The following is a 12,004-nucleotide window of genomic DNA, read 5'->3' on the forward strand; positions in this document are numbered from 1 at the left end:
GCGCGGACACGGCTCTGACACCGGCAGATCCGCTGGTCCAGGCCATGGCAGAATCGGCACGGTGCAGATCCGCCTGCTGGGACCGTTCGAGGTGCGCACGGACGACGGCGCCCCGGTCGACGTCCCGGGCGCCCGGCTGCGCGCCCTGCTGATCGCGCTCGCGCTGGAACCCGGCCACACGGTCCCCAAGGCGACGCTCGTCGACTGGATCTGGGGCGAGCAGCCGCCGGCGGAAGCGGCGAACGCCTTGCAGCGCCTGGTTTCCCGGCTGCGCAAGGCACTGCCGGAAGGCTCCGTCGAAGGGCAGCCCGACGGCTACCGGCTCAAGATCGACCCGGACTCCGTCGACGCCGTGCGGTTCGAACGCCTCCTCACCCGGACCCGCGACGGTGAGGACCCGCAGGTGGTCCGGCGGCTGCGCGAGGCGCTCGCATTGTGGCGCGGTGCCGCGATGCAGGACGTCGGGTTGCAGGAGAGCGGGGCGTTCGACGCGGCCGCCACCCGGCTCGAAGCGTTGCGCCTGACGGCGATGGAGGACCGCTTCGACGCGGAGCTCAGCCTCGGCAACGGTGCGGAACTGGTCACGGAACTGACCGACCTGGTGGCCGCGCACCCGGTGCGGGAGCGGCTCGTCGCCGCGTTGATGCGGGCGCTCGTCGCGACCGGCCGTGACACCGACGCGCTGCTGGTGTACGAGCGCACCCGGGAGGCACTGGCCGACACCCTGGGCGTCGACCCCTCCCCCGAGCTGTCGGCGCTGCACGTCGCGTTGCTGCGGGGCGAGCTGGGGCGCCGGGAGGACAACCGCAAGACCAACCTGCGCGCCGAGCTGACCAGTTACGTGGGCAAGGACGGCGACGTGACGGCGGTCCGCGAGCTCGTCGCCGAACACCGGCTCACGACGCTGATCGGGCCGGGCGGTTCCGGGAAGACGAGGCTGGCGGCGGAAACCGCGCGCACCCTGTTCGGCGACCTGCCGGAGGGCGCGTGGCTCGTGGAGCTCGCGCCACTGGTCGCCGACGGGGACGGCAGCGGCAACGACGTCGCACAGGCCACGCTCGCCGCGCTCGGGCTGCGGGACGCGCTGCTCGGCGAAGCGTCGGACGCCGAGCCCACGGACCGGGTCATCGCGGCGATCCGCGACCGGACGATGGTGCTGGTGCTGGACAACTGCGAGCACGTGATCGCCTCCGCCGCGACGTTCGCGCACCGCGTGCTCGGCGAATGCCGCCGGCTGCGGATACTCGCGACGAGCAGGGAACCACTGGGCATCACCGGTGAAGCGCTGTGGCCGGTCGCGCCACTGGCGCTGCCCCCGGAAGGCGCCGACCCCCGCGAGATCGAGGCGGCCCCGGCGGTCCGGCCGCTGCGGGACCGGGCCGCCGCGGTGCGCAAGGACCTCGCGGACGACGCCGCCGCGTTGCCGACGCTGGCCCGCGTCTGCCGGGCGCTGGACGGGATGCCGCTGGCGGTCGAACTCGCCGCGGCCCGGTTGCGCACCATGTCGCTCGACCAGCTCGCCCACCGCCTCGACGACCGTTTCCGCCTGCTCACCGGCGGCAGCAGGACGGCGTTGCCGCGGCACCGCACGCTGCGCGCGGTGATCGACTGGAGCTGGGAACTGCTCAGCGAAGCCGAACGCGTCGTCCTGCGCCGGCTTTCGGTGTTCTCCGGCGGGGCGAGCCTGGAAGCGGCCGAGCACGTCTGCGCGGGCGACGAGGTCGAGTCGTGGCAGGTGCTCGAACTGCTCACCGCGCTGACCGAGAAGTCGCTCGTGGTCAGCGGCGGCGAGGAGGCGCCGCGCTACCGGATGCTCGGCACGATCAAGGAGTACGCGCAGCAGCGCCTCGCGGAGGCGGGGGAAACGGAGTCCACCCGCCTCGCGCACCTCGCGTACTTCACCCGGCTCGCCGAAACCGCGGAGCCGCACCTCCGCCGTGCGCGGCAACGGGAATGGCTCGCGATCCTCGAAGCCGAGCACGACAACATCGCGGCCGCGGCGCGGGGCGCGCTCGCGGCGGGCGAAGCGGCCGGGGCGATGCGGCTGGCCGCGGCCGCGGGGTGGTACTGGTGGCTCGCCGGGCACAAGGCCGAGGGCAGTGAGCTGATCCTGGCCGCCGCCGCGTTGCCGGGCGAAGTCGCCGACGAGATCCGTGGCGTGGTGTACGGGTTCGTCACGGGGTTCATGACCTCCGGGCGGGGCAGCGACCAGTACAACGCCGTGGACTGGATCCACAAGGCCTACGAGATCGGCCGCCGCGTGGCGAACCCGCACCCGGCGGTGAAGATGTCCGCCGCGCTGGAACGGCTGCTGAACGGGCCGGACGAGTACCTGGCCGCGTTCGAACCGCTCGTCGACGACGAGGACCCGTGGGTGCGCGCCCTCGCCCGGCTGCAGCTCGGCAAGATGCGGATCCAGCTCGGCCACGGTGGCCGGGACGCGGACGAGCACCTCGAAGCGGCGCTCGCGGAGTTCCGCGCGCTCGGCGAGCGGTGGGGCATCTCGTTCGCGCTGACGGAGCTGGCGGAACGGGTCGCCGTCCGCGGGGAGTTCGCCGCCGCCGTCGAGTACTACGGGCAGGCGGTCACGGTCGTCACGGAGGTCGGCGCCGTCGAGGACGTCGTGCGGCTGCGGTCGAGGCAGGCCCAGTTGTACTGGCTGTCGGGCGACGAGGAGTCGAGCGCGACCGCGCTGGCGGAGGCGCAGCGGTACGCGGAACACCTCGCGTGGCCGGAGTCGCTTTCCGAGCTGGCGCTGGCGAAGGCGGAGCTGGCGCGCTGGCGCGGTGACGCCGAACAGGCGCGGCGGCAGCTCGACGTCGCGACGACGGCGATGGGCGAAGCCGCCGGGCGGGCGCACGTCCGCGCGATGCGGCACGACCTGCTCGGCTACCTCGCCGAGGAGCTCGACAAGTCCCGCGAACACCGCGCGAAGGCGTTCGAAGCCGCGTCCCAGGCGGGACACCCGCTCATGGTCGCCCAGGTGCTCGTCGGGATCGCGGACCTGGCGCTGCGCAGCGGGCAGGACGAGCAGGCCGCGCGCCTGCTCGCGGCGAGCACCGCCGTGCGCGGGCTGCCCGACCGGTCCCACCCCGACGCCGTCAGGATCGAGCGGACCACGCGAAGTCGCCTCGGTGACACGAAGTTCACCGAGGCGACGGACGAGGGAACGCGGGCGGACTGGCGCGAGCTGGCCGCGGTCACGCTCGCTTGCTGAACGTCGCACGGGCCCACAGGTAGCCGACGAGACCGATTCCGGCGCACCACGCGACGGCGGCGATCGCCTGGCCCGTCTGCGGCGTGCCCGTCAGCAGCCCGCGCAGGGTTTCGATGATCGGCGTGAAGGGCTGGTACTCGGCGAACTGCCGGATGCCCTGCCCCATCTTGTCCGCCGGCACGATCGCGCTGCTGAAGAACGGCAGCATGACCAGCGGCAGCGACGCCATGCCCGCGGTCTCCGGGGACTTCGCCGCCAGTCCCAGCGCGACCGTGAGCCAGGCCGCCGCGGTGGCGAGCAGAACCACGAGCCCGACCGCGCCGAGCCAGCCGAGGAAACCGGCTGACGGGCGGAAACCCAGCAGGAAGGCGACCCCGACGAGGGCCGCGATGGCGAGCAGGTTGGTCAGCACGCTGGTGACCACGTGCCCGGTCAGCACCGCGCCGCGGGAGACGTCCATGGCCTTGAAGCGGTTGATGATGCCCTTCGTCGCGTCGGAGTTGACCGAGATCGCGGTGGCGCCGAGCCCGTAGCAGACGGCCAGCAGCATCAGCCCCGGCGTGGCGTAGTCGACGTAGTCGACCCCGACGCTGAACGCGTCGCCGATGACGTAGACGAACATGAACATGAGCACGATGGGCATCAGCACGCCGTTGAACACCGAGGTCGGGTTCCTGGCGACGTGCTTGAGGTTGCGCCGCAACATGACGGCCGACTGGGATTTCATCGCGAAACCACCTCCGTGGCGTGGCCCTTGAGGGCGAGGAAGACGTCGTCGAGATCGGGGGTGTGGACGGAGAGCTCCTCGGCGGCGACCGCGTACTCGTCGAGCCGGTCGAGCAGTGCCCGCAACGACTTCGTGCCACCGTCGCTGGGCACGCGCAGGGAAAGCGCTTCCTCGTCCCTTGTGGACTCGGGGAGGATCCGCGCGGCGGCGTCGAGTTCGGCGGCGGTGCCGAACCGGAGCCGGACGTGGGTGCCGGGGATCTGGCGCTTGAGCTCATCGGGGGTGCCCTGGGCGACCAGGCGGCCCTGGTCGAGCACGGCGATCCGGTCGGCGAGCTGGTCGGCCTCGTCGAGGTACTGGGTGGTGAGGAAGATGGTCACACCGTCGGCCACCAGCTCGCGGATGATCGTCCACATCGTACGGCGGCTGCGCGGGTCCAGCCCCGTCGTCGGCTCGTCGAGGAAGATGATCCGCGGGTTCCCGACGAGCGTCATCGCGAGGTCGAGCTTCCGGCGCATACCGCCGGAGTAGCTCGCCGCCGGCTTCTGCGCCGCTTCGGTGAGGTCGAAGCGCTCCAGCAACCCGGCGACGATCCGGTCGCCACCGCTCGTGACCGCCCGGTTCAAGTCCACCATCAGCTGGAGGTTCTCCTGCCCGGTCAGCAGTTCGTCGACCGCGGCGAACTGCCCGGTGACGCCGATCGCCGCCCGCACCGCCCTGGCGTCGGTCGCGATGTCGTGCCCGGCGACGTGCACCGTCCCGGCGTCGGCCTTGACGAGGGTGGTCAGGATGTTGACCGTCGTGGTCTTGCCCGCACCGTTGGGACCGAGCAGGGAGAACACGGTGCCCGCCTCGACGCTGAGGTCGATGCCGTCGAGGACGACCTTGTCCTGGTAGGCCTTCCGCAACCCGGAGGCCGCTATCGCTGTTTTCGTCATGCCGCCACTGTCATCGGGGGTGCTGACACGCACCTGACACCCGTCTGACGCGGGGTGGCGCCGGAGCGTCGGTCCCGTGACAGGTCCGTGTCAGACCGGCGGGCGACTGTGGTGCCACGAACACCGGACACACCACAGAGGGAGATCGACCATGACCGTCTTCACCACTCCGCAGCCGATCAAGGCCACCGTGACCACCGCCGGAGCCCGGGTGCGGGTCACCGCGGGCGAGCGCCAGGACACCGTCGTGCTCGTCGAGCCGGGTGACCGCACGAACAACGCCGACGTGAAGGTCGCCGAGCGCGTCAAGGTCGAGTTCGCCGACGGCGCCCTGTCGGTCAAGACGACGAAATCGGGTCAGCGGATCGGATCAGTCGACATCACGATCGCGCTGCCCGCCGGCTCCACGCTGGTGCTGAGCACCGCGCGGACCGGCGTGCACGCGGAAGGCCGGTTCGGCGACTGCGCGCTGGACGCGGCGTCGAGCGAGGTCCGGCTCGACCAGGTCGGCGCGCTGCGCGGGCAGTTCGGCAGCTCGCGGATCTCGGTCGGGCAGGCTTCGTCGGACGTCGAGATCCTCGGCTCATCGGGAAGTGTCGACCTCGACCGGGTCGATGGCGACGTGGTCGTCAAGGTGAGTGACTGTCCCATCCGGATCGGCCGGATGACGCGGGGCCGGGCGGAGCTGGCCAACGCCTCCGGCGGGATCGACGTCGGCATCGGCGACGGCGCCGCCCGCGTGGACGCCAACAGCACCAAGGGATCCGTGCGCAGTTCCGTGCCCGCGCGGGACGACGCCGCCGTCCAGGTCCACGCCCGCACGCGGCTCGACGACATCGTCATCCACCCCGCGGCGGTCTGAACCAGCGCGCGGTGGGCCCGGCCGGGCCCTACCGCGTGCGCGTCAGCCCGTCCAGCATGAGGTTCAGGGTGAAGTCGAAACGGTCGTGCCCCGTTCCGGCGGTGAGCTCGGCGGCGTGGCGCTTGGTGTGGGGGAACGTGTCGGGCAGTGCGGCGAACCGGCGCAGCAGCTCCTCGCGGCTGACGACCCACGTGTCGTCGCTGCGGTCGATGCGCGTGTTCACCAGCGACACCTCGAGGCTGTAGGCGTTGACGTAGAGCATCAGCGAGTCGATCGCCCAGGCGGCGACCTGCGGGTCGACGCCGCCCGCGAGCACGATGCCGAGCATCCCCTCGCTCACGCGCAGGGTGTCCAAATTGGACGGTGCGGCGGCGAACGCGGCCTGCGAGATCCCCGGGTAGCGCAGGTACTGGTCACGCAGCTGCGCGCAGACGTCGACGAGCTGCTCGCGCCACCGGGCCGGGTCCGGCTCCGGGAGGGTGATCTCGGCGCAGAGCCTGCCGATGAGCAGCTCGTCGAGGTCCTCCTTGTTGACCACGTGCGCGTAGAGCGACGAGGGCCCGGTCTCCAGCGCCGTGGCCACGCGGCGCATCGTCAGTGCCCCGTACCCCTCCCGCGCCACGATGCCGAACGCGGTGTCGATGATCGCGTCGACCGTGATCGGCTGTTTGCGCCCGCCGGACGAGCCACGGCGGCCCGCCGGGACGTCCGTGGCCAGCTGGTGCCGCGCCGCGCGCCGTTGCCGTGGAGTCGGTGACATGCGGGCAGTCTAACCCAGCCTACGAACAGTGTTCCCGCACACTTCGAACGCCGTTCGCCTTGTCGCGAACACTGTTCTGATGTAGAACGGTGTTCGTGACTACTGACCAGCGCACCTCCGGCGCACCCCCCTCGCTCACCCTGCCGCTGCGCACCGCATGGCTCGTCCTCGTCGTCGTGTTCCTCGCCGACCTCATGGACCTCGTCGACTCCAGCATCGCCAACCTCGCGGGCCCCTCCATCCGCGCCGACCTCGGCGGCGGCCAGGTCACCGTGCAGTGGGTGCTGTCCGCCTACACCGCCGCCTTCGCACTCGGCCTCGTCACCTCGGGACGGCTCGGGGACCTGCTCGGCCGGCGGCGGCTGTTCCTGCTCGGCATGACCGGCTTCACGCTGACCTCGCTGGCGTGCGGCCTCGCTCCCGACGCCGTGTTCCTGATCGTCGCCCGCACGCTCCAGGGCCTGTTCGGATCGGTCATGATCCCGCAGGGGCTGGCCCTGATGAAGGTCGTGTTCCCGCCCCAGCACCTGCGCAGGGCGCTGATGCCGATCGGCCCGCTGATGGGCGTGGCGACCGTGGCAGGCCCGGTGCTGGCGGGCTGGCTGCTCCACCTCGACCTGTTCGGCAGCCAGTGGCGCGCCATCTTCCTGATCAACGTCCCGGTCGGCGTGCTCGCCGCCGCACTCGCGTGGCGCGTGCTGCCCCGGCGTGGCGGCGAGGACCCGTCCGCCCGCCTCGACCTCACCGGCGTCGGCCTGCTCACCGCCGCCTCGGCCCTGCTCATCGTCCCGCTCATCCAGGGCCGTGAACTCGGCTGGCCCGCGTGGACGTACGTGATGATGGGCGCCGCGGTCGTCGTGTTCGCGCTGTTCGTGGTCTCCGAACGGCGCAGCGGCCACCCGGTCATCACGCCGTCGCTGTTCCGCAAGCGCAGCTTCGTCGTCGGGCTGGCGGTCGTGGCCGGGTTCTACGCCTCGCTGAGCGCGTTCGTCCTGGTCATCAACCTGCTGCTGCAGACGGGCCTGGGCTGGGACCCGCTGCGGACGGGTCTTGCGCTGATCCCCTGGGCGCTCGGCACCGCCGTCGCGGTCCTGCTCTCCGGCGCCGTGCTCGCCGAGAAACTGGGCCGCGCGAGCCTGCACCTGGGGCTGGGCATCGCCGTCGTGGGCCTGCTGGGCCTGTGGTGGTCCACCGCCCACTGGGGCGCCGACGTGACCGTCGCGAAGCTGGCGCCCGCGTTGCTGCTCACCGGGTTCGGTTCGGGGCTGGTCTTCGTCCCGCTGGTCGACTTCATCCTCGGCGACGCCACCACCGAGGAGGTCGGCACAGGCGCGGGCCTGCTCAACGCCGTGCAGCAGTTCGCCGGGGCGCTGGGTGTCGCCGCGCTCGGCACGGTGTTCTTCGCCAAGGCGGGGCACTCGTCCTTCGCGGCCGCCGAACTGGTCTTCGGCATCACCGCCGGCCTGAACGTCCTCACGCTGCTGCTGGTGGGGCTACTGCCCAGGCACGCGCAGCAGACCCACGGCTGAGCGGTTCAGCCCGTGCGCTTGCGCTTGGCCGTGGTCTTGCGGCGCGTCGTCTTGGCGGGCGGGGTGGCCCACACGTCGGGGAGGTTCTTGTCGACCAGCGCGGCCAGCGACTGCAGCGACGCTTCGAGGTCGACCCCCTCGGGGTCGATGAGGGCCTGCAGGTGGATCCCGATCGCGGCCCCGTTGAGCGCGACCGCGGTCGCCCGCTCCTGCGCCGCGGCGACGTCCGGGTCGGCGCCCTCCGGGCGCTGCGCCCGCAGCCACAGCTCCACGCCGTCGCGACGGTCCCTGAGGAACTCCAGGTACTGGTCGTGCACCCCGCCGGTGCTGCTCATGGCCTCGGTGAGCACCATGAACATCAGCGCGGAGTTGCCACTGCGCACCCAGGCGGCGTAGTCGGCCAGCAGCTTGGCCAGCGAGGGCAGGGTCCGGTACTGCTCCGAGCCCATGAACCGGTCGATCGCCCGCATGAGCACGGCCATCAGGAGGCCGTCCTTGTTCTTGAAGTGCCACGGGATGCTGCCCCGGCTGATCCCGGACCGCTCGGCGATGTCCACGAACGACGTGCGGTCGAAGCCGCGCTCGGCGAACAGCTCCTCCGCCGCGTCGAGGATGCGCCGGCGACTCTCGTCGCCGATCTCGTCAATGCGGCGCCGCCCTGGAGAACTCACGTGCGTCATCCTAGGCCGACAACCCCACCGACTCTATGCCGGCTGTTATAAAGCAGGACATGACGACGGTGGAGGCGCAGGGGTCCGGCAGCACGGTCCGGACGGAGGTACGCGACGGCGTGGGGCAGGTGACGCTGACCAGACCGGAGCGGCTGAACGCGATCACCCACCGGCTGCTGGCCGAGCTGCGGGACGCCCTGCTCGGCCTCGGCGAGCGGCGCGACGTCGGCGCGGTGGTGCTTTTCGGTGAGGGGCGGGCGTTCTGCGCGGGGCTCGACCTCGACGCGGGCCTCGCCGACCCGGCGATCGACGACCCGGTCGAGGCGATGCAGGCGGGCATGGCGGCGGGGGCGGCGGTCACGCTGGCGATGCGCACGATCCCGCAGCCGGTCGTCGCCGCGGTCCAGGGGCACGCCGTCGGAGCGGGGTTCGCGTTCGCCGCCGCGGCCGACGTCCGCTTCGTCGCCCCCGATGCCCGGTTCTCCGCCCCGTTCCTGCGACTGGGCATGACGGTCGGCGACTTCGGGCTTTCGTGGCTGCTGCCGCGCATCATCGGGCACGGTCGCGCCTCGCACCTGTTCTACTCGGCGGGCACGCTCGACGCGGAGCAAGCGGTCGCGTGCGGGCTGGCCGCGGAGGTCGTCGAGGATCCGCTCGCCGCAGCGACGGCGTTCGCCACGGAACTGGCCGCGCAGCCGCCGTACGGGGTGCGGGTGAGCAAGGAACTGCTCGAAGCCGGCGTGGGCTCGTCCCTGCGCGACCACCTCGAGGCGGAAGCCCGGGCACAGACGATCGGCGCGCTGACCGGATCGGCGCAGGCCGCCATGGCCGCCGCCCTGGCGGCGACGAAGCGGCGGAAGGGTTGATCATCCTTTGTAGACGGTGAGCACGTCGCGCACGGACCTCGTCATCATGGTGACCACGCCGGGCGCCAGCCGGACCCGCATGGTCGCCGGCATCCCGGTCCCAATGGCGCCGCCGACCTTGCCGAGGACCTGGTCGACATCCGGCCCTGGCCTACCTGACCCCGCCGCTCGCGTGACAGATGGTGCAACGGTACTGACCGATCGGTCACCCCAGCGGCCGGGCACCAGGCTCGCGAACGTGGCGCGGGCTAGCGTCGGTGGCATGGAAAATCCCGTGGTCAAGCGGCTGCTCGACGCCATCAACGCGCACGACCCCGACGCGATCGCCGCCAACTTCGCCGAGGACGTGGACACCTCGCACCCCGCTCACCCCGCGCGGGCGTTCGTCGGCAGGGAGAACGTCCGGAAGAACTGGGTCATGATCCTCAAGGCGTTCCCGGACATCCACGTCGAGGTCGTCGACTCGGTCACCGCAGGCGACGACTTCTGGGGCGAGTTCCACTACGTCCGGCCCGGTGCGACCGACATGCGCGGCGTCATCGTGATCACGGTGCGCGGCGACGAGATCGTGCGATCCCGCTTCTTCATGGAAGAAGTCGAACAGGCGCCCAGCGAGCACCCGATGCCGAGCGTGCCGGCCACGAGCGGCTGACCGCTCACCGCCCCGTCGAACCGTCGATCCACTCGCGCAGGATGTCGGCGTGGCCGGCGTGGCGGGCGGTCTCCTCGATCAGGTGCGTCAGCGCCCACCGGAGGCCGGGCCCGCCCCGCCGCACCGGAGCACCGAGATCGGCGCACCCGTCCAGCACCTCGTTCGCCCGCTTGACCGCCGAGCGGTACCGATCGACCACCTCGGCCACGCTGTCCTCCGGCGCGGCGCGGAACGTCGCCTGCCAGTCGGTCACCTTGTCGCCGAGGAACATCGCCCGCTCGACGAACGTCAGGTGGTTGAGCAGGCCCAGCAGGTTCGTGCCCGACGGCACCGCCGCCGTCCGGACCTCGGGCTCGGGCGCCCCCTCGACCTTCGCGGCGATCGACGTCCGCAGGTAGTCCAGGAACCCGCGCAGCACCTCGGCTTCGCTGCTTCCGGTGCGGGGCGGTGGGGTGTCGCGGCGACGAGGCATCACGCGGCCCGCCGGATGAGCAGGACGTGATCGGTGACCTCGGCGGTGGTCCCGTCCGGTCCGGTCGCGATCCGGCGGGGCGCGTCGGCCCGCTCGACCGTCCACACAGGACTTAAATTGAGGTTCGCGGCGATCTCCTGGGGCGACAGGAAGCGAGCGTTCTGGTCCCAGGACCAAGGTGCGACCGAACCGTGGTCGACGACCAGCAGGTGCCCGCCCGGGCGCAACGCGTGTGCTGCCGCGCGGAAGACCGTGGTCCGGTCCAGTTCGAACGGCGTGTGCAGGTAGTGGGCGCTGATCAGGTCGAACTCGCCGGGCGGGAAGCCGTCGCCGAGATCGTGCTGGAACGCGGTGATGCGGGCATCGAGGGCACGGACCTTCGAGACCGCCACGGCCGAGATGTCCACCGCGGTGACCTTCCACCCCCGGTCGGCGAGCCACAGCGCGTCACCTCCGCCGCCGCAGCCGAGGTCCAGCGCGTCGCCCGGCGGCAGGTCGGCGACGACTTCGGTGAGGCGGACGTTCGGGTTGGTGGCCGCCGGCAGGGACGCGTGCAGGTCGTCCCAGAACTGGACGTTCATGGCTACTCCTCGGGTCGGTGTCGGCCCCAGTCTGTCCAGCCGCCCGCGAATCCGGCACGAGATCTTGCCGTTCTGGCAAGCTGGACGCGTGAACACGGACGAAGTGCTCGCCTCCGTCGGGCCGCGGCTGCGGGCGCTGCGGCGCCAACGGGGCATCACGCTCGCCGAACTCGCGCGGATCACCGGCGTCTCCGAGAGCACCTTGTCGCGCCTGGAAAGCGGTCAGCGCCGGGCGACGCTCGAACTGCTGCTGCCGCTGGCCCACACCTACGGCGTGCCGCTGGACGACCTCGTCGGCGCGCCACCCACCGGCGATCCCCGCATCCACCTCACCCCGATCCACCGGTTCGGGATGACCTTCGTGCCCCTGTCCCGGCGGCCCGGCGGGGTGCACGCCTTCAAGATGGTCATCCCGTCCTCCCCGGAACCGCTGGAACCGATCCCGCAGACCCACGCCGGGTTCGAATGGCTGTATGTCCTCAGTGGACACCTGCGGCTGCTCGTCGGCGACCGGGACCTGGTCGTGCCGCCGGGTGAGGCGGCCGAGTTCGACACGTCCTCGCCGCACTGGCTGGGCAGCGCCGACGGCGGGGCCGTCGAACTCCTCATCCTGTTCGACCCGCAGGGCGTCCGCACCCACATCCCCGGCAGCTGACCGTCAGCCAACCGTCAGGTTCGCGGGCACCGGGCCGTCAGGCTCGGGCGGTGTGCTGGAGGGGCATTGGTCCA

Annotated in this window: 12 protein-coding genes; 6 read left to right on the top strand and 6 right to left on the bottom strand. The window is 71.8% G+C overall.

Going from position 1 to position 12,004, the window contains the following annotated elements:
- Nucleotides 1-61 precede the first annotated feature (61 nt).
- Nucleotides 62-3,217 (top strand): AfsR/SARP family transcriptional regulator, encoded by a 3,156-nt coding sequence (locus tag BMZ92_RS17315; protein WP_091508656.1) that lies wholly within the window; start codon nucleotides 62-64, stop codon nucleotides 3,215-3,217.
- On the opposite strand, the gene BMZ92_RS17320 is transcribed toward BMZ92_RS17315, so the two are convergent.
- Together BMZ92_RS17320 and BMZ92_RS17325 are read right to left on the bottom strand one after the other, a co-directional pair.
- Entirely contained in the window at nucleotides 3,201-3,944 is a 744-nt protein-coding gene (locus BMZ92_RS17320) for an ABC transporter permease (protein WP_091508659.1), read from the bottom strand. The two genes, BMZ92_RS17315 and BMZ92_RS17320, sit on opposite strands and share 17 nt — an antisense overlap.
- Nucleotides 3,941-4,882 (bottom strand): ATP-binding cassette domain-containing protein, encoded by a 942-nt coding sequence (locus BMZ92_RS17325; RefSeq protein WP_091508661.1) that lies wholly within the window; start codon nucleotides 4,880-4,882, stop codon nucleotides 3,941-3,943. Before BMZ92_RS17325 ends, BMZ92_RS17320 begins: the two co-directional genes overlap by 4 nt.
- Before the next feature lie 151 nt (nucleotides 4,883-5,033).
- Between BMZ92_RS17325 and BMZ92_RS17330 the strand changes: the two genes are divergently transcribed.
- Nucleotides 5,034-5,744 (top strand): DUF4097 family beta strand repeat-containing protein, encoded by a 711-nt coding sequence (locus tag BMZ92_RS17330; protein WP_091508664.1) that lies wholly within the window; start codon nucleotides 5,034-5,036, stop codon nucleotides 5,742-5,744.
- A gap of 28 nt (nucleotides 5,745-5,772) precedes the next feature.
- On the opposite strand, the gene BMZ92_RS17335 is transcribed toward BMZ92_RS17330, so the two are convergent.
- Complete coding sequence (locus BMZ92_RS17335) at nucleotides 5,773-6,504, bottom strand: TetR/AcrR family transcriptional regulator (protein WP_091508666.1); 732 nt, start codon at nucleotides 6,502-6,504, stop codon at nucleotides 5,773-5,775.
- 95 nt (nucleotides 6,505-6,599) lie between these two features.
- Between BMZ92_RS17335 and BMZ92_RS17340 the strand changes: the two genes are divergently transcribed.
- Complete coding sequence (locus tag BMZ92_RS17340) at nucleotides 6,600-8,033, top strand: DHA2 family efflux MFS transporter permease subunit (protein ID WP_245783107.1); 1,434 nt, start codon at nucleotides 6,600-6,602, stop codon at nucleotides 8,031-8,033.
- Nucleotides 8,034-8,038: 5 nt separating this feature from the next.
- Here the strand turns inward: BMZ92_RS17340 and BMZ92_RS17345 are convergent, their stop codons facing one another.
- Nucleotides 8,039-8,704 carry a TetR/AcrR family transcriptional regulator gene (locus BMZ92_RS17345; RefSeq protein WP_177228742.1) on the bottom strand — a complete coding sequence of 222 codons (666 nt, stop codon included), beginning with the start codon at nucleotides 8,702-8,704 and terminating at the stop codon, nucleotides 8,039-8,041.
- A 59-nt stretch (nucleotides 8,705-8,763) separates the two neighbouring features.
- Between BMZ92_RS17345 and BMZ92_RS17350 the strand changes: the two genes are divergently transcribed.
- A complete protein-coding gene (locus BMZ92_RS17350) occupies nucleotides 8,764-9,570 on the top strand; it encodes an enoyl-CoA hydratase/isomerase family protein (RefSeq protein ID WP_091508672.1) in 807 nt (268 codons plus the stop codon).
- Nucleotides 9,571-9,832: 262 nt separating this feature from the next.
- On the top strand, nucleotides 9,833-10,222 hold the full coding sequence (locus BMZ92_RS37415) for a nuclear transport factor 2 family protein (RefSeq protein WP_177228743.1): 390 nt from the start codon (nucleotides 9,833-9,835) through the stop codon (nucleotides 10,220-10,222).
- A gap of 4 nt (nucleotides 10,223-10,226) precedes the next feature.
- Here the strand turns inward: BMZ92_RS37415 and BMZ92_RS17360 are convergent, their stop codons facing one another.
- A complete protein-coding gene (locus tag BMZ92_RS17360) occupies nucleotides 10,227-10,694 on the bottom strand; it encodes a DinB family protein (protein WP_091508910.1) in 468 nt (155 codons plus the stop codon).
- Nucleotides 10,694-11,275, bottom strand: coding sequence for a class I SAM-dependent methyltransferase (locus tag BMZ92_RS17365; protein ID WP_091508677.1), 582 nt, complete (start codon nucleotides 11,273-11,275; stop codon nucleotides 10,694-10,696). The genes BMZ92_RS17360 and BMZ92_RS17365 overlap by 1 nt, the downstream gene beginning before the upstream one ends.
- An 88-nt stretch (nucleotides 11,276-11,363) precedes the next feature.
- Between BMZ92_RS17365 and BMZ92_RS17370 the strand changes: the two genes are divergently transcribed.
- On the top strand, nucleotides 11,364-11,930 hold the full coding sequence (locus BMZ92_RS17370; protein ID WP_245783108.1) for a helix-turn-helix domain-containing protein: 567 nt from the start codon (nucleotides 11,364-11,366) through the stop codon (nucleotides 11,928-11,930).
- Nucleotides 11,931-12,004 lie beyond the last annotated feature (74 nt).

The sequence above is a fragment of the Amycolatopsis sacchari genome (assembly GCF_900114035.1).
Lineage (GTDB): Bacteria > Actinomycetota > Actinomycetes > Mycobacteriales > Pseudonocardiaceae > Amycolatopsis_E > Amycolatopsis_E sacchari.

What these genes read in the sequence shown, in the direction of transcription:
- BMZ92_RS17320 (WP_091508659.1), bottom strand. Translation starts at nt 3,944, where the DNA reads ATGAAATCCCAGTCGGCCGTCATGTTGCGGCGCAACCTCAAGCACGTC.
- BMZ92_RS17330 (WP_091508664.1), top strand. Translation starts at nt 5,034, where the DNA reads ATGACCGTCTTCACCACTCCGCAGCCGATCAAGGCCACCGTGACCACC.
- BMZ92_RS17365 (WP_091508677.1), bottom strand. Translation starts at nt 11,275, where the DNA reads ATGAACGTCCAGTTCTGGGACGACCTGCACGCGTCCCTGCCGGCGGCC.
- BMZ92_RS17325 (WP_091508661.1), bottom strand. Translation starts at nt 4,882, where the DNA reads ATGACGAAAACAGCGATAGCGGCCTCCGGGTTGCGGAAGGCCTACCAG.
- BMZ92_RS17360 (WP_091508910.1), bottom strand. Translation starts at nt 10,694, where the DNA reads ATGCCTCGTCGCCGCGACACCCCACCGCCCCGCACCGGAAGCAGCGAA.
- BMZ92_RS17335 (WP_091508666.1), bottom strand. Translation starts at nt 6,504, where the DNA reads ATGTCACCGACTCCACGGCAACGGCGCGCGGCGCGGCACCAGCTGGCC.
- BMZ92_RS37415 (WP_177228743.1), top strand. Translation starts at nt 9,833, where the DNA reads ATGGAAAATCCCGTGGTCAAGCGGCTGCTCGACGCCATCAACGCGCAC.
- BMZ92_RS17350 (WP_091508672.1), top strand. Translation starts at nt 8,764, where the DNA reads ATGACGACGGTGGAGGCGCAGGGGTCCGGCAGCACGGTCCGGACGGAG.